This window comes from Cohnella sp. AR92 (assembly GCF_003990975.1).
Taxonomy (GTDB): Bacteria; Bacillota; Bacilli; order Paenibacillales; family Paenibacillaceae; genus Cohnella.
Genome location: NZ_RZJR01000004.1, coordinates 259,556 through 276,791, shown reverse-complemented (window position 1 = coordinate 276,791; position 17,236 = coordinate 259,556). Strand labels below are relative to the sequence as shown.

Genomic DNA, 17,236 nt, shown 5'->3' with positions numbered 1-17,236 from the left:
GGTTCCTCCTTCACGTCGGTATAGGAAAGGAAGGATGCGCATGGCATGGCAGCTCGCGAATTTATTGCTGTTCCTGGCGGCGACCGGCTACGCTCTCTATCTCTTCTATCGCGCCGTCTATCATCGCTATCTCTATGTCCGGCTCGGACGCCCGGCGGAGTTCCGCGGAGGCGGTCCCGGACGGACCGGCGAATTCCTCTCGCAGCTGTTCGGTCAGAAGAAGCTCCTCAAAGACCTCCGCAGCGGCATGATGCACGTTGTTATTTTCTACGGTTTCATCCTGCTTCAATTCGGCGCCCTGGACCTGATCGTCAAAGGCCTGACGGACGGCCGCCACCTGCCGCTTCCGGCGTACGGCTCGTTCGGCCTGCTTCAAGAAATAACCGTGTTCCTCGTATTGGCGGCGATGGGCTACGCGGCTTATCGGCGTTACGGGGAGAAGCTCCCCCGGCTGAAGCGGGGCTGGAAGCCGAGCGCGGTGCTGTTCTTTATCCTGCTGCTGATGCTGTCCGTTCTCTTCTCCCTGGGATTCGAACGGGTCTGGGCGGGGGAGGAAGCATCCTGGCAGGCCCCGCTCTCCTCGCTGCTCGCCTCCCTATTCTCCGGGCTATCGACGTCTTCCGCGAAGGTTCTTTTCTACGTTTGCTGGTGGGTTCATCTTCTTGTCCTCTTGTCGTTTCTCGTTTACGTTCCGCAGTCGAAGCACTTTCACATTCTGTCGGCCCCGGTGAATCTGTGGTTTCGCCGACGGGAGCCGCCCGGCAAGCTGCAGAAGCTCGACCTGGAGGACGAGAACGCGGAGTCGTTCGGAGCGGGCAGGATCGAGGATTTCACCCGCAAGCAGATGCTCGACTTCTACGCCTGCGTCGAATGCGGCCGCTGCACGAGCGTTTGTCCCGCGTCCAGCACGGGGAAGGCGCTGTCCCCGATGCACCTGATCACGAAGCTGAGAGACCATCTGCAGGAGAAAGGGGCGGTTATCAGCGGCAAGTCCCCCTGGGTTCCCGAGTTCGCGTTCGGAAGGGCGTCGGAGGGCTCGGGCAAAAAGCCGGCGAACGGATTGGCGGAAGGCTCGGGGAAAAGGTCGGCGAACGGATCGGCGGATGGTTCGGGCAAAAGGTTGGCCAGCGGTTCGGCGGCTATGTCGGGGCGAAAGCAGAACGTGCGCGCTCATGCGATGGACACCTCCTCCTTGGCGGAAGTCGATTGGCAGGGGGAGGAGGAAGTCGTTACCGACATCCGGCCGACGCAGGCTTGGCAGAAGGCGACGTGGAAATCCGCGGAAGGGCGATCGCCGACCGAGCTGGAACTGATCGGGGACGTCATCGCGGAAGAGGAGATCTGGGCGTGCACGACATGCCGCAACTGCGAGGACCAGTGCCCGGTCGGCAACGAGCACGTGGATAAGATCGTCGACCTGCGGCGCCATCTCGTCCTGATGCAGGGCAGCCTGCCGCAGGAAGGGCAGCGGGCGCTCCAGAACATCGAGCGGCAGGGCAACCCATGGGGGCTTAGCCGCGGCGACCGCGCCCAGTGGACCGGCGAGGTCGAAGGGCTTCGCGTTCCGACCGTGAAGGAGCGTCCGGACTTCGAGTACCTTTTCTTCGTCGGCTCGATGGGCTCCTATGACCCGCGCAGCCGCCGAATCTCCCGGGCGTTCGTCCGGCTGCTGGAGGAAGCGGGCGTCTCCTTCGCGATCCTCGGGAACGAGGAGAAGAGCTCCGGCGACACGGCGAGAAGGATGGGCAACGAGCTTCTGTTCCAACAGCTGGCGGCGGAGAACATCGGGATCCTTCAGCGATACGGCGTGAGGAAGATCGTGACCGCGTGCCCGCATACGTTCAACACGCTGAAGAACGAGTACCCGGACTTCGGGCTGGAAGGGGTGGAGGTGCTCCACCATACTCAATTGCTGGACCGGCTGCTTCGGGAAGGGCGGCTGCGTCCCCTGCATGTGCTGAAGGAGCGAGTCGTCTACCACGACTCCTGCTACCTCGGCCGCTACAACGGCGAGTACGAGGCGCCGCGCAACGTGCTGGAGGCGATTCCCGGCGTGAGGCTCGCGGAGATGGCGAGAAGCCGGGAGAACGGCATGTGCTGCGGGGCGGGCGGCGGGCGGATGTGGATGGAAGAGACGAGCGGCAAGCGCGTCAATCTCGCCCGGACGGAGCAGGCGCTTGAGGCGCGGCCGACCGTCATCAGCAGCGGCTGCCCTTACTGCCTCGCGATGATGGAGGACGGAACGAGAATGAAGGAAGTCCAGGACCGGGTGAAGACGCTGGACGTGGCGGAGCTGTTGGAGCTGTCCGTCTTCGGCGACCGATCCGGAGCAGGCAATAATTCATCCGACAAGGAGGTTCGCTCCGTATGACTCAAACGATGAATAGAAGCATGGCGATTAGAAGCGCGGCCGTGATCGGTTCCGGAATCATGGGCTCCGGCATCGCGGCCCATCTGGCCAACTCCGGCATTCCTTGCCTGCTGCTCGATATCGTGCCGGATCGGCTCACCGAAGAGGAGGAGAAGCGGGGGCTGACGCTGGAGCATCCGAGCGTTAGGAATCGCCTGGCGACGGCCGCGATCGCCAAGATGAAGAAGACGAACCCCGCGCCGCTCTACGTCGAGGAGTTCGCGGACCGGATCACGCCGGGCAATCTCGAGGACGACCTTCCGAAGATCGCGGGCGTGGATTGGATCATCGAAGTCATCGTCGAGAAGCTGGAGGCGAAGCAGGAGCTGCTCGGCAGGATCGAGAGGCATTGGAAGCCGGGCATCGTCGTCAGCTCGAACACGTCGGGCATCTCGATCAATGAGATGGCGAAGGGGCGGAGCGAGGCGTTCCGGAACCACTTCATGGGAACCCACTTCTTCAATCCGCCCCGCTACATGAAGCTGATCGAGATCATTCCGGGCCGGGATACGGCTCCCGGGCTCGTCCTGCGCATGAAGGAATGGTGCGAGACGAAGCTGGGCAAAGGCGTCGTGCTGGCGAAGGACACCCCGAACTTCATCGCGAACCGGATCGGGACGTACGGCTTGCTTGCCATTCTTCAGGAGATGGCGGAGAAAGGCTATACCGTCGAGGAGATCGACGCGGTGACGGGACCGGCGATGGGCCGTCCCAAGAGCGCTTCGCTTCGGACGCTCGACCTGGTCGGGTTGGATACGTTCGAGCACGTCGTGGACAACGTGCGAAGCAACGTCTCGGATCCGCGGGAGCAGGCGCTATTCTCGACGCCCGCCGTGATCAGCGATCTCGTGAGCGGCGGGAGGCTCGGGGAGAAAACGGGAGCCGGCTTCTACCGCAAAAGCAAAGGCGCCGGCGGAGCGAGCGAGATCTTGGCCCTGGACTTGGCGGTCATGGACTATCGGCCGCAGAGGAAGCCGTCCTCCGGATCTCTGGAGGCGGCTAAGCAGGCGAAGGGGGCGCGCGGGAAGCTGCGCGCGCTGCTCGGCGGCGGGGATCGCTATTCCGAGCTCGCATGGAACGTGCTAAAGCGGACGCTGCTCTACTCGGCGGCCAAGTTAGGCGAGATCGCCGACTCGATCGAGGAGATCGACAACGCGATGAAGTGGGGGTTCAACTGGGAGCTCGGCCCGTTCGAGACCTGGGACGCGATCGGCCTCGTCGCTTCCGCTCAAAGAATGGAAAAGGAAGGAGAGGCCCTGCCGGAGTGGGTCCGTTCCTGGATCGCGGAAGGCCATACGTCCTTCTATGCTCAAGAGAGCGGCGGCGCGCGCAGCTACGCGTATGAAGGACGCTGGCGCCGGGTGGAAGAGCGGGAGGAGATCGTCTCCCTGAAGAGCTTGAAGGAGCAGGGGAAGACGATCAAGGCCAACGGCGGCGCGAGCCTGATCGACCTGGGAGACGGCGTCGCGTGCCTGGAGTTCCACTCCCCGAACAACGCGATCGGGGCGGACATTCTGTCCATGATCTCGCAAGGCGCGGACGAGGTTCGCCGCAACTACGAAGGGCTGGTTATCGCCAACGAAGGCAAGAACTTCTGCGTCGGAGCGAACATTATGCTCCTGCTTATGGAGGCGCAGGAGGAGGAGTGGGATGAGATCGACGGCATCATCCGGCAGTTCCAGAACGCGATGCTGAAGCTGAAGCGGCTGGAGAAGCCGGTCGTCGCCGCGCCGCATCGGATGACGCTCGGCGGAGGAGTCGAGGCCTGCCTTCCCGCCGATCTGGTGATCGCCTCGCCGGAGACGTATTACGGCCTCGTCGAGGTCGGCGTCGGGCTGATCCCGGCGGGCGGAGGCTGCAAGGAATTCGCGCTCCGGGCAAGCGAAGCCGCCGCGCTGCTTCCGGGCTCGGACGTGCAGCCCCACGTGATTCGCGCGTTCGAGACGATCGGGATGGCCAAGGTGTCGTCTAGCGGGCATGACGCGAAGAAGCTTGGCTATCTAAGGGAGACGGACCGGGTGGCGGCCAACCCGGACTTTCAGATCTACGAGGCGAAGCAGGCGGTGCTCCGGATGGCGCGGGGCGGCTGGGAGCCCGTGCCGGAGCGGAAGCTGGCCGTCGCCGGGTCGGAAGGCAAGGCGCTTATGCAGCTTGGCGCGATCGGCATGAGGGAGAGCAACTATATCAGCGATCATGACCTGAAGATCGCGAAGAAGCTGGCGCACGTGCTGGCCGGCGGGGACCTGCCGGCGGGGACGCTCGTGAGCGAGCAGTATATGCTCGACCTGGAGCGGGAGGCGTTCCTCAGCCTGTGCGGCGAGCCTCTGACGCAGCAGCGCATGCAGCACATGCTGACGAAGGGCAAAGCGCTTCGCAATTAAAGCGAAGAGAGGAGGAATCGGACATGAGAGAAGCCGTGATCGTAACGATTGGACGGACGCCGGTCGGCAAGGCCAAGAAGGGCGGCCTTGCCCAGACCCGGGCCGACGACCTGGGCAAGGCGGTTCTGGAAGGAGTCATGCAGCGGACGCCCGGATTAGGCAAAGAAGACGTGGAGGACGTCATCATCGGCTGCGCGATGCCCGAAGGGGAGCAAGGGCTGAACTTCGCCCGCATCATGTCGCTGTACGCCGGATTCCCGAACACGGTACCGGCGCTGACGGTCAACCGCTTCTGCGCTTCCGGCCTGCAATCCATCGCCTTCGCGGCCGAGCGCATCCTGCTCGGGCACGCGGACGCCGTGATCGCCGGAGGCGTCGAGAGCATGAGCCACGTTCCGATGACCGGCTTCAAGATGTCGCCGAATCCCGCCATCGTAGCCGCCATGCCGGAGGTCTATATCGGCATGGGGCACACGGCGGAGAACGTGGCTGCGCGCTACGGCGTGTCGCGCGAGGAGCAGGACCGCTTCGCTATGCGGTCGCACGAGAAGGCGGCGCGGGCGATCGCGGAGGACCGATTCCGCGAAGAGATCATTCCCGTCGCGGCGCAATGGACCGAAGAGAACGGCAGGGGCGGCTTCGCGACGAAGCGTTTCGTCTTCGATAAGGACGAAGGAGTGCGGGCCGATACGTCGTTGGAGGCGCTGGCGAAGCTGAAGCCTTCGTTCAAGGCGGGCGGCTCGGTCACCGCGGGCAATTCCTCGCAGATGAGCGACGGGGCGGCCGCCGCGGTCGTCATGAGCCGCGAGAAGGCGGAGTCTCTCGGCCTCAAGCCGCTCGCGACGTTCCGCTCGTTCGCCCTGGCCGGCGTGGAGCCGGAGATGATGGGCATCGGGCCGATCAAGGCGATACCGAAGGCGTTGCGCATGGCCGGAATCGGCCTGGAAGACGTGAAGCTGTTCGAGCTCAATGAGGCGTTTGCCTCGCAGTGCGTCGCGGTCATCCGCGAGCTGGGACTGGACGAGGAGAAAGTTAACGTCAACGGGGGAGCGATCGCGCTCGGCCATCCGCTCGGCTGCACCGGAAGCAAGCTCTCGGCCACCCTGATTCATGAGCTGAGGCGAAGGGGCGGAGGCTTCGGCGTCGTGTCGATGTGCATCGGCGGAGGCATGGGGGCGGCAGGGGTGTTCGAGGTTCATGCGGAATAGGACGGATAGAAACGGAATTCGTCGGATTGAAATCGATTACCATCTCATATCGATAAGGAGAGTGCGGCGATGAGTCAGGCGACCAAAGGCAAGATTCTCGGGGGCAGCTTCATTCTGGAAGGATCGGGCGACCCGGATGTGTCCCGCATCGTGACCCCGGAGGACTTCAGCGAGGAGCAGAGAATGATTGCGCAGACGACGGAGGATTTCGTCGAGAAGGAGATCGCCCCGCACGACGAGGCGATCGAGAAGCTAGACTACGCGCTCACCGTCGAGAAGCTGCGCGCGGCCGGCGAACTCGGCCTCCTCGGCGCGGACGTGCCGGAGGAGTATGGAGGGCTCGGGCTCGACAAGGTGAGCTCGACCTTGATCAACGAGAGGCTGGCGAAGGCGTCTTCCTTCGCCCTGTCGGTCGGCGCCCATGTCGGCATCGGCACGCTGCCGATCGTCTACTTCGGGACGCCGGAGCAGAAGCGGAGATACTTGCCGGAGCTCGCGAGCGGCGCGAAGCTGGCGGCGTACTGCCTGACGGAACCCTCTTCCGGTTCGGACGCCCAGGGAGCGAAGACGACGGCGACGCCGTCCGAAGACGGCCGGTATTATGTGCTGAACGGCTCGAAGCAGTTCATTACGAACGCCGGCTTCGCGGACATCTTCATTGTCTACGCGAAGGTGAACGGAGAGCAGTTCAGCACGTTCATCGTCGAGCGGACGATGCCGGGGGTCAGCATCGGGCCCGAAGAGAAGAAGATGGGCATCAAAGGCTCCTCGACCTGCCCGCTCATCCTGGAGGACGTGAAGGTGCCGGCCGAGAACCTGCTGTGGGAAGTCGGCAAAGGCCATCTGATCGCCTTCAATATCCTGAACATCGGCCGCTTCAAGCTGGCGGCGGGAACGCTCGGCGCCTGCAAGGAGACGATCGCCATCTCGGCGAAGTACGCGAACGAGCGGCAGCAGTTCGGCCGCCCGATCTCCTCCTTCCCGCTGATCGGCAAGAAGCTGGCGGAGATGAACGTTCGGACCTATGCGCTGGAGAGCATGGTCTACCGCACGGCGGGCCTGTTCGACGAGGGCCTCGCCGAGCTTGAGCAGGCAGGAGCGGGCGGCGGCAGCGGTCTCGCTTCCGCCAAGGCTATCGCGGAGTATCAGCTCGAGTGCTCCATCAACAAGGTGTTCGGCTCGGAGACGCTCGACTTCGTCGCCGACGAAGGGGTGCAGATCCACGGGGGCTACGGCTACATTCAAGAATACGCGGTCGAGCGCATCTACCGGGACTCGCGGATCAATCGGATTTTCGAAGGGACGAACGAGATCAACCGGCTGCTGATTCCGGGCACGCTTATCAAGCGCGGCTTGAAGGGCGAGCTGCCGCTGCTGCAGAGCGCGACGGCGCTGCAGGCGGAGCTGATGGAGCCGATTCCATCGCGTACGTTCGAAGGAACGCTGGAGCAGGAGCTCCATCTTCTGTCGATGGCGAAGAAAATATTCCTGATGATCGGAGCGCAAGCCGTCCAGCGCTACCAGACGAAGCTGGAACAGGAGCAGGAGCTGCTCAGCCAGCTGGCGGACATGATGATCTCCGTTTACGCGATGGAGAGCGCCCTTCTCCGCACCCGCAAGCTGCTCGCTAACGCGGGAGAAGAGAAGGCGAGCCAAGCGATCGCGATGACGTCCGTCTTCGTCCATGAGCAGTTCGGCCTCATCGAAGGCTTGGCGAAGGAGTCGCTGGCGAGCCTGGCCGAAGGGGACGTGCTGCGCACGCAGCTGTCGATCCTCAAGAAGCTTACCCGCCTGTCGCCGGTGAACCTGACGCAGTTGAAGCGGCAGATCGCCGCCCGGGTCATCGCCGGGGAGAGATACACGGTCTGACCGCTCGGCTTTCGCGTCAGGGTCCGCTAGCGTTTTGCCGTCACCCACTTCAATGCAAGAGAGGTGCAGGCTATGCCGGATAATGCTTGGTTGTCCCAGTATCCTGCCGAGGTCCCCGACTCCTATTCGTACCCGGACATTCCGATCCCGCGCTTCCTGATCGACGCCGCTGCCCGTTATCCGAAGACGACGGCTCTCGATTTTCTGGGGAAGCGCATGACGTACCGGGCGGTGCTGGCCGCCGCCCGGCGATTCGCCAACGCCTTGATCGGGCTCGGCATCCGCAAGGGCGACCGCGTCGCTCTCATGCTTCCGAATTGCCCGCAGATGATCATCGCTTACTATGGGACGCTCATGACCGGAGCGATCGCGGTCATGACGAACCCGATGTACTCGAAGAGGGAGCTCGAGCACCAACTGAGAGATTCGGGGGCCGCCGTCATCGTCACTCTCGACCAACTGCTGAAGAGGGTGGAGCAGGCCATCGAGAACGTACCTCTTAACCGAATCATCGTAACGTCCATTCGCGATTATCTTCCTTTTCCGCTTAATGTGCTCTTCCGCATCAAACAAAAAAAAGAGAGCGCGCTGCTTAAGATCTCCTACGACAACCGGATCCTGAGCTTCCGCAGGCTGCTGGCCGAAGCTTCCGATGCGCCCATCGAGGTGCCGATCGACCCCGCGACGGATCTCGCCCTCCTGCAATATACCGGGGGTACGACGGGGCTTGCCAAGGGCGTCATGCTGACCCATCGCAATCTCGTCGCCAATACGATCCAGTGCCGGCTCTGGTTCTACAAAGCTCAAGAGGGCAAGGAACGGTACATGTGCGCTCTTCCTTTTTTTCACGTGTTCGGGCTGACCACCTTGCTTCACCTTGGGGTGTACACGGCGGGGACGCTGATCCTGCTGCCGCGCTTCGAGATCAAGCAGGTTCTGAGCACGATCCGCAAGAAGCGGCCGACGATACTGCCGGGAGCTCCGACGATGTATATCGCGATCATTAACCATGCCGAGGGGAAAAAAGGCTGGCTGTCCTCCATCCGAATCTGCGTCAGCGGAGCGGCTCCGCTCCCCCAGCAGGTGCAGGAGAAGTTCGAGGCCTTAAGCGGCGGGAAGCTGATCGAGGGCTACGGTCTCACGGAGGCGTCCCCGGTGACCCACGTGAATAACATCTGGGCACGCCGCAAGGCCGGTTCGATCGGCATTCCGGTTCCGGACACGGAGGCTCGGATCGTCCGTCCCGATACGCTGGAGGACGTGGCGCCGGGCGAGATCGGAGAGCTGGCCGTCCGAGGGCCGCAAGTGATGCAAGGCTACTGGCAGAAGCCGGGCGAGACGGAGAAAGTGCTCCGGGATGGCTGGCTGCTGACCGGCGACTTGGGCACGATGGACGACGACGGCTTCTGCTACATTCTCGATCGGCGCAAGGATCTCATCATCGCCGGCGGGTACAACATCTATCCTCGCGAGGTCGAAGACGTGCTCTACGAGCACCCTCTGATCGCGGAGGTCGCGGTCGCCGGGGTGGTGGACGCTTATCGCGGGGAGACGGTCAAAGCCTATATCGTCCTTCGCGAAGGGGCGAAGCTGAGTCCCGACGAGCTGAGGTTCTGGTGCAAGGATAAGCTCGCGGCTTATAAAATTCCGAAGCAGTTCGAATTTAGGGAAGCGCTTCCGAAGACGATGGCCGGCAAGGTGCTGAGGCGTAAGCTGGTGGAGGAGGAGAACGAGCGGACTTCGGGGTCGAGGGAAGGCTCTTAGTTGGCGCGATGCAGAAAATCAAGGGAGGGTCTGTAGGTTGACGGGATCTGCGGCGGATTGAAAATTGAGCAACTCAAATATATCGAAGAATGTCGAATTCAGGAGGGCTGGGCCGAGGCGATTGTTTCTATTTTGTTAAGATGAACCACTATCCCCTTGCCTCAGGGCTTCCTGGCAGCCCATTCATTCTGAGCGACAGGGATAAGAGGCTATGCGTTATTGCGCAGCATACAGAGAAGGAGGTGCGAGATGGAGAGGGAGGTACCGGAGGAGCTGGCCGCGAAGCTGAAGGAATGGGAGGAGCTTGGAAAATCGACGTTCTGGGGGCTGCTGGGGTGCGAGTTCGAGAGGCTGGAGGAGAAATCGGTCGTCGTCTCCTTGCAGATCGAGCCCAGACATTTGAACCTGATGGGCATCGTGCACGGCGGAGTCCATGCCTCGTTGATGGACTCCGTCATGGGGCTTGCCGTCATGCGGGATAATCCCCGCGAGAGTTCGGTGACGACCAACCTGAACCTGCATTACGTCGCTTCGGCGCGAGAAGGGCGGATCACCGTAAGAGCCGAGATCGTGCAGCGCACGAGAAAATCGGTGCATACGATCGCCCACGTTCACGACGAGAAGGGAGAGCTTCTCGCCTTCGGGACAGGGAGCTTCCGGATTGTGGAGGTGAAGGGACAGAAAGTGTAAAAGAAAGAAGCTGCTCCAGGTGGCGGGTTCGTCATCCAAAGCAGCTTCTTTGCCTGTATAGTCTTCCGCAAAGATCGCCTAAGCGCGCAAAGCAACATCTCCGCTTAACCGAGAACACTGAAGGCGTTTGGAAGGGGAAAAACATTAAACGTTCACTCCCTTGGCCCCCGAGCAACCGCCGTTATTGCTAAAATCGCAATAACTCCGCCGGTTGAGCCCCGGAACAGCCGTCGTTATTGCCAAAATCGCAATAACTCGCCCGGTTGAGCCCCCGAGAAGCAGCCGTTATTGCCAAAATCGCAATAACTCAGCCGATTGAGCCCCCGAGCAGCCGCCGTTATTGCTAAAATCGCAATAACTCGCCCGGTTGAGCCCCCGAGCAACCGCCGTTATTGCCAAAATCGCAATAACTCAGCCTGTTGAGCCCCCGAACCCCGCCGTTACGGCTCAGGAAACAGCCGGGGGGCGATAAGCTCGCGGAAGACGGACACCGGCATCCGGTCCTTCTTCCGCTTGTCGTTGGTCAACACGACGACGGCGTCCCGGCTCGGCACGACGTAGATAAACTGGCCGCCATAGCCGCGAGCGAAGAAGTAGTCCATCGCGGCGGCGCTAGAGCCAACCGAGGCGGACGACTCTTCCCCTGAATAGCGATCGCTCCACCAGTGCCAGCCGTACCAGCCCTCGCGATGGTCCCGCGAGCGGAGAGCGGGCCGCACGGAACGCTCGGCGAGCCCGGCGGATACGAGCTGGCGGTCGCCCCAGCGTCCTTGCTGCAGGTAAAGCTGCCCGAACTTCAGCAGATCCGCCGGCCGGAGATGTAGCCCGAAGCCGCCCGTGTTCACGCCTTGCGGATCGCTCTCCCACTCGTAGCTTCCGATGCCGAGCGGACCGAAAAGCTCTTCCTCCGCGAAGCGCGCGGCCGTCATCCCGACGGCTCGCGAGAGCAGGCTGGACAGCAGCTGCGAGATGCCGGAATTGTAGGTCATCCGGTCGCCGGGCTTGTCCATCAGCGGCAGCTCCAGCACGAAGTCGGCCCAGCGAGGCGATCTCGTCATCTTGGGAAATGAATTGCGGCCGCCGAATTCGGTCCATTCGAACCCGGCCGACATCGTGAGCAGATGCTCCAGCGTGATGCTGCGCTTGCGGGGATCCTCGTCCACGCCCAGCCGAGGGAAAAACTCGGAAGCAAGCGTATCCGGACCCGGCAGCAGTTCACGGTCCATGGCGATGCAGACGAGCGCGGAGAGGAAGCTCTTGGTGACGGAGTGGGTGTCGGCGATCTCCGATCCGTCGCCGGGATTCCGATATCTCTCGAAGACAAGCTCTCCGCGCCTGCTAATCAAGCAGCTTCGCAGATCCAGAGGAGCAAGCTCTTCGGTTAATGAGGTCCAATTCATGTCTGTCGTCCTTCTGAGCTCCCGCGGCAGGCGGCAGTTCAACGTTTACCCCTATTCTACCACGATTTGCCGACCGGCTATCCTTTCCGATCCTCCGCCTTCCTCCGCTTCCCTTCGCCTATCCTCCGACTCCCTTCGCTTACCTCCGACTCCAGCACGCTTTTTAACCTCTGCAGATCCTCCCTGACATTGCGGCAGCCCAGCGCCAATGGGAGATCCAGAGGATCCTTCGCTTGGAACACGGTGAAGATGACCCGGCTGCCGCCGCCGAACGGGACGACCCTGGCGTGATTCGGGCGTTCGGGTCCGTCGGCGCTTGCGACGTAATGGTCCATGATCCCGTACGGATTGCGTTCGGCGAAGCGCAGCGTCATCTCGCCTTCCGTCGTCTCGATGCTCCAGCCGGCTTCGTTCTCCCGGACGGATAGGCAGAAGGAGGTGGCCCATTCGGCGAAATTCGCCGGGTTGGCCGCATATTCGTACACCTCGTCGGCGTCTCTCTCGATCGTTACGGCTTCGATTCTCCATTGGCCAGGTTCCACGGCGCGCCCTCTCCTCTCGACGATAGCTTCATATAGATTAGCTTATGAACCCGAGCCGGAAGAGAGAACGCATGTCACGGCTTGGCGACGGAAGCGCGGTATTCGGTCGGCGTCTGGCCGTAGTGCTTGCGGAACAGCTTGGAGAAGTAGAGAGCGTCCGGGTAGCCGACGGAGGAGGCGATCTGCTCGACGGTGAGCTCGTGGCGCTCCCGCAGCAGGCGGCGTCCATGATCGATGCGGGTTCGGGTCAAGAACGCGATCGGCGTCAAGCCGGTATGCTGTTTGAAAATCCGGGACAGGTACGCGCGGTTGTAGCCCAGCGTCTCGGACATCGCTTCGATCGTGACCACCTCCGGGTATTGCGCGGAGAGATAGCCGACGACACGCTGGACGAGCTCCTCGCTGTGCGAGTCCGGGCGAAGCGGCTCGGAACTGCCGTCGGCTGCCGCTTCCTTCAGCTCGGCGAGCAGCAGGTGCAACTGTCCGTTTGCCGTCAAGGCGGCGGACTTCGCCTTCTGCCGGAACGCATCGAAGATCGCTTCGAAGCGGGAACCGGGACCGGGGCTGTCGCCGGTGTCGGCGATCGGAGCCATCGCGGACAGGCCGGCATCCAGAACGAGCTCGTCCGCGATTCGCCCGGAGAAGGCAATCCAGCGGTATCGCCAAGGCTCCTTCGAATCCGATTCGTAGCTGACCAGTTGGCGAGGATGGATAAGGAAGCTCTGCCCCGCCCGCAGCTCGACCCTCAGGTCTCCGCTGGCGAACACGCCTCGGCCGGACATGACGTGATGAAGCAAGTAGTAATCGACAACCTTGGGACCGACCTTATGCTCGGGCCGGGTCTGGCTCTCTCCGACGAACAGGACAGTCAGCAGAGCGGCACGGTCATCGGGTGCGGGAATGAGAGGATGAGAGGCGACTTGATAGGTGGGACGCAGGCTCATCGGCAGGTCTCCTTGCGGCGCGGAATCGTTTTTAACCGTTTCCGGAATACCTCCATTGTACCATGCGGATCCGCGCCAAAAGCAACATTAAGTCACATTTGTCCATATGAATAACACATCCAGCCATTTTCCGATAATCGCTTGTTTCGCTATAATGAAGTCAAGAAAAACAAGTCTCTAACAAGGAGAGTATCCGATACCATGCCGAACATCCCACAATTGACCCAGCAATTTTTGTCTCGTTTCGGAGGCGGCGAGGAAGGCTTGCGCGTCTTCCATGCGCCGGGGCGCGTGAACCTGATCGGCGAGCATACCGACTACAATGGCGGCGCGGTGTTCCCGGCGGCTCTGACGTTCGGCACGACGCTGCTGATCCGTCCGAGAGGCGATCGCCAGCTTGGGCTAGCTTCGACGAACTTCGAGCTGACCCGCTACGTGCCGGCCGACGGCCTCAGCTACAAAGAAGAAGACGATTGGACGAACTACCCGAAGGGCGTCGTCTGGGAGCTGGAGCAGCGCGGAATCAAGCTTTCGAGCGGCTACGACCTGCTGTTCCACGGCGAGATTCCGAACGGCGCGGGGCTCTCCTCTTCGGCTTCGATCGAAGTCGTGACGATGTTCGGCCTGCTCACGCTGGAAGGGCAGCCAATCGATACGGTCGAGATCGCGCGCTGGTCCCAGCACGTGGAGAACGAATTCGTCGGCGTGAAGAGCGGCATCATGGACCAATTCGCCGTCGCGAACGGGAAGAAGGACCATGCGATCCATCTGGACTGCGATACGCTTAAATTCGACCTCGTGCCTTTCCAATCCGGCGATTACAAGCTGGTCATCGGCAATACGAATAAGCGCCGCGGCCTGGTCGACTCCAAGTACAACGAGCGCCGCGCGCAATGCGAAGAAGCGGTTCAAGACCTGAAGGCGGCTTTCCCTGAACTGACGCTTCTCGGCCAGATCAATCTCGAGCAGTTCGAAGCGAGCAAGGGACTGATCAAAGACGAGACGGTCCGCCGCCGCGCTCAGCACGTGGTGGAAGAGATCGACCGCGTGGAGCGCTCCATCGCGGCGCTTACGGCGAACGACCTGGCGGCGTTCGGACTGCTCATGAACGGATCCCATGACTCGCTGCGCGATCTGTACGAAGTCACCGGCTCCGAACTCGACGCCATGGTCGACGCGGCTCGCGCCGTTCCGGGCGTGCTCGGTTCCCGTATGACCGGCGCAGGCTTCGGCGGCTGCACGGTGTCGCTTGTCCACCAGGATTCGGTCGAGCGCTTCATCTCTGAGGTCGGTGAGAAGTACCTGGCGGCTACCGGATTGAAGGCAGACTTCTATGTCTGCAACATCGGCGATGGCGTCAAGGAATGGAAGGGGGAAAACTAAAATGGCGGTATTGGTAACGGGAGGAGCCGGCTATGTCGGTTCCCACGCGGTAGCGGCCCTTCTGGAGAAGGGCGAGGAAGTCGTCGTCATCGACAATTTGTATCAAGGGCACCGGAACGCGCTGCTCGGCGGCAAGTTCTACGAAGGGGATCTGAGGGACGAAGCGTTCTTGGATAAGGTGTTCGCGGAGAACGAGATCGACGGCGTCATCCATTTCGCGGCGAATTCGCTTGTCGGCGAGAGCATGCAGAATCCGGGCAAATACTACCACAACAACGTATACGGAACGCTCTGCTTGCTGGAAGCTATGAACAAGGCGAACGTGAAACGCATTATTTTCTCCTCGACCGCGGCGACTTACGGCGAACCGGAGAAGGTGCCGATCGACGAGTACGACCGCACTCTGCCGACGAATGCTTATGGAGAGACGAAGCTCGCCATGGAGAAAATGATCCGTTGGTTCGACCACGCGCATGGAGTGAAGTATACGTCGCTTCGTTACTTCAATGCGGCGGGCGCCCACGAGAGCGGCCGCATCGGCGAGGACCACAGCCCGGAGACGCATCTTATTCCTCTTGTGCTGCAGGTGGCGCTCGGCCAGCGCGAGTTCATCTCGGTGTTCGGCGACGACTACCCGACGGAAGACGGCACTTGCCTGCGCGACTACATCCACGTCAGCGACCTGGCCGACGCGCACATCCTGGCTCTTGAACGTCTTCGCCGCGGCGGGGACAGCGCCATCTACAACCTCGGAACCGGCTCGGGCTTCTCGGTCAAGCAAGTGATCGACCTGTCCCGCGAAGTGACCGGCCGCGAGATTCCGGTTCGCGTCGAGCCGCGCCGCGCCGGCGATCCTGCCGTGCTCGTCGCATCCTCGGACCGCGCGCGCCGGGAACTCGACTGGAACCCGCGCAGGGCGCATTTGAAGGACATCATCTCAAGCGCTTGGGCTTGGCACAGCAGCCATCCGAACGGTTACGAGAAATAGGACGGAGGCTTTACCCATCATGAACGCAGCAACCTCATCTATGTCCACCGCGGCATCCGAGCCGCGCAATCTCTACGCCGGCATCGAACGGCTGGTCGAATTCGCCCTGGCGAACGGGATGATCGCTCCTCACGACAAGGAGTACGCGATCAACTCGCTGCTTGATCTTTTCAACCTGTCGGAGCCGGCGGAGACGGAGGAGCCTTCGGAAGCATCGGAGCTTCCGGACGGCCCGATGCCGATCCTGGAGCCGCTGCTGGACGCCGCATTCGAGCTGGGCTTGATCCCGGAGAACACGACGACGTACCGCGATCTGTTCGACGCCCGCATCATGGGCCTCTTGATGCCGCGTCCTTCCGAGACGAACGCGATTTTCCGCCAGCTTGCGGAGTCGAAGGGCATCTCGGAGGCGACGGACTGGTTCTACAAGCTCAGCGTCGACTCCAACTACATCCGCATGGACCGCATCCGCAAGAACGGCTACTGGCGCCATGCGACGGAATACGGAGAGCTGGAGATCACGATCAACCTGTCGAAGCCGGAGAAGGACCCGAAGGAGATCGCGCTGCTTAAGACGCTTCCTCAGTCGAACTATCCGAAGTGCCTGCTCTGCAAGGAGAACGTCGGCTATGCCGGCCGAGTGAACCATCCGGCGCGCCAGAACCTGCGCGCCATTCCGCTGGAGCTGCAGGGAGCGCCTTGGTTCTTGCAATATTCTCCTTATGTTTACTATAACGAGCACAGCATTGTTTTCAGCGGCGAGCATGTTCCGATGAAGATCTCGCATGCGACGTTCCCGCGCTTGCTGGACTTCGTGGAGAGCTTCCCGCATTACTTCATCGGCTCCAACGCGGACCTGCCGATCGTCGGCGGCTCGATCCTGAACCACGACCACTTCCAGGCCGGGCGCCACGTGTTCCCGATGGAGACGGCCGTCGTCGACCGCTGGCGCCAGCATGCGACCGAAGGAGCCGTTACGGTCGGCGTCGTCCGCTGGCCGATGTCGGTGCTGCGCCTTCGCTCCGCCGACCGCGAAGCGCTTCTTCGCGTCAGCAACTCGATTCTCGACGCTTGGCGCGGCTATAGCGATCCGGCGGCGGAAGTCGCCGCCTTCACGGGCGAGACGCCGCACAACACGATCACGCCGATCGCCCGCATGACGGACAAGGGAGAATACGAGCTCGATCTCGTGCTGCGCAACAACCGCACGAGCGAAGAGCATCCGGACGGCATCTTCCATCCGCACAAGGAGCTGCACCACATCAAGAAAGAGAACATCGGCCTTATCGAGGTCATGGGCCTCGCGGTCCTGCCGGGACGCCTTCAGGAGGAGCTCGCGGAGATCGCGCAGATCCTGACCGGCGCCGCGCCTTACGACGCCGCCGAACTGGCGAAGGCGGACCATCCGCTGGCGAAGCACGCGCCATGGATCGCGGAGCTCGTTGCCGAGCACGGCATCGCGCTCGGAGAATGGGAAGCCTTGAACCTGCTCCGCTCGGCGGTCGGCGACAAGTTCCGCGCCGTGCTCGCCGACGCGGGCGTGTACAAGGACAATGAAGCGGGCCGCGCCGCAATCGGACGCTTCCTCGCGGCCGTCGGCTTCGGCGGGTGAGTAAAGCAACAGCCCCTGCGCATTCGATGCGCAGGGGCTGTTTGT

12 protein-coding genes are annotated in these 17,236 nt (G+C 62.1%); 9 read left to right on the top strand and 3 right to left on the bottom strand.

Annotated features, from left to right (window positions below):
* The first annotated feature begins 40 nt into the window (after positions 1–40).
* From ELR57_RS08345 to ELR57_RS08320, 6 genes are all read left to right on the top strand, one after another.
* Positions 41–2,371: a (Fe-S)-binding protein gene (locus ELR57_RS08345; RefSeq protein WP_126958564.1), complete on the top strand. Its 2,331-nt coding sequence runs from the start codon at positions 41–43 to the stop codon at positions 2,369–2,371.
* Positions 2,368–4,791 (top strand): 3-hydroxyacyl-CoA dehydrogenase/enoyl-CoA hydratase family protein, encoded by a 2,424-nt coding sequence (locus ELR57_RS08340; RefSeq protein ID WP_238162447.1) that lies wholly within the window; start codon positions 2,368–2,370, stop codon positions 4,789–4,791. The genes ELR57_RS08345 and ELR57_RS08340 overlap by 4 nt, the downstream gene beginning before the upstream one ends.
* A gap of 23 nt (positions 4,792–4,814) precedes the next feature.
* Positions 4,815–5,999 carry an acetyl-CoA C-acyltransferase gene (locus ELR57_RS08335; protein WP_126958563.1) on the top strand — a complete coding sequence of 395 codons (1,185 nt, stop codon included), beginning with the start codon at positions 4,815–4,817 and terminating at the stop codon, positions 5,997–5,999.
* Positions 6,000–6,068: 69 nt separating this feature from the next.
* On the top strand, positions 6,069–7,868 hold the full coding sequence (locus tag ELR57_RS08330; protein ID WP_126958562.1) for an acyl-CoA dehydrogenase family protein: 1,800 nt from the start codon (positions 6,069–6,071) through the stop codon (positions 7,866–7,868).
* A 72-nt stretch (positions 7,869–7,940) separates the two neighbouring features.
* A complete protein-coding gene (locus ELR57_RS08325) occupies positions 7,941–9,632 on the top strand; it encodes a long-chain-fatty-acid--CoA ligase (protein ID WP_126958561.1) in 1,692 nt (563 codons plus the stop codon).
* Positions 9,633–9,881: 249 nt separating this feature from the next.
* Positions 9,882–10,322 carry a PaaI family thioesterase gene (locus tag ELR57_RS08320; RefSeq protein ID WP_126958560.1) on the top strand — a complete coding sequence of 147 codons (441 nt, stop codon included), beginning with the start codon at positions 9,882–9,884 and terminating at the stop codon, positions 10,320–10,322.
* A gap of 440 nt (positions 10,323–10,762) precedes the next feature.
* Here ELR57_RS08320 and ELR57_RS08315 read toward each other — a convergent pair whose 3' ends face one another.
* The 3 genes from ELR57_RS08315 to ELR57_RS08305 form a co-directional block, all read right to left on the bottom strand.
* On the bottom strand, positions 10,763–11,722 hold the full coding sequence (locus ELR57_RS08315; protein ID WP_126958559.1) for a serine hydrolase domain-containing protein: 960 nt from the start codon (positions 11,720–11,722) through the stop codon (positions 10,763–10,765).
* Positions 11,723–11,799: 77 nt separating this feature from the next.
* Entirely contained in the window at positions 11,800–12,264 is a 465-nt protein-coding gene (locus tag ELR57_RS08310) for an SRPBCC family protein (RefSeq protein ID WP_126958558.1), read from the bottom strand.
* A 74-nt stretch (positions 12,265–12,338) separates the two neighbouring features.
* Positions 12,339–13,208, bottom strand: a complete 870-nt coding sequence (locus tag ELR57_RS08305; protein ID WP_126958557.1) for an AraC family transcriptional regulator — start codon at positions 13,206–13,208, stop codon at positions 12,339–12,341.
* 201 nt (positions 13,209–13,409) lie between these two features.
* Here ELR57_RS08305 and ELR57_RS08300 point away from each other — a divergent pair, with 201 nt between their 5' ends.
* From ELR57_RS08300 to ELR57_RS08290, 3 genes are read left to right on the top strand one after another with little or no spacing between them, the layout of a single operon-like run.
* Positions 13,410–14,591: a galactokinase gene (locus tag ELR57_RS08300; protein WP_126958556.1), complete on the top strand. Its 1,182-nt coding sequence runs from the start codon at positions 13,410–13,412 to the stop codon at positions 14,589–14,591.
* Between the two features lies 1 nt (position 14,592).
* Positions 14,593–15,579 (top strand): UDP-glucose 4-epimerase GalE, encoded by a 987-nt coding sequence (gene galE, locus ELR57_RS08295; RefSeq protein WP_126958555.1) that lies wholly within the window; start codon positions 14,593–14,595, stop codon positions 15,577–15,579.
* A gap of 19 nt (positions 15,580–15,598) precedes the next feature.
* Positions 15,599–17,191: a UDP-glucose--hexose-1-phosphate uridylyltransferase gene (locus ELR57_RS08290; RefSeq protein WP_126958554.1), complete on the top strand. Its 1,593-nt coding sequence runs from the start codon at positions 15,599–15,601 to the stop codon at positions 17,189–17,191.
* Positions 17,192–17,236: the final 45 nt, after the last annotated feature.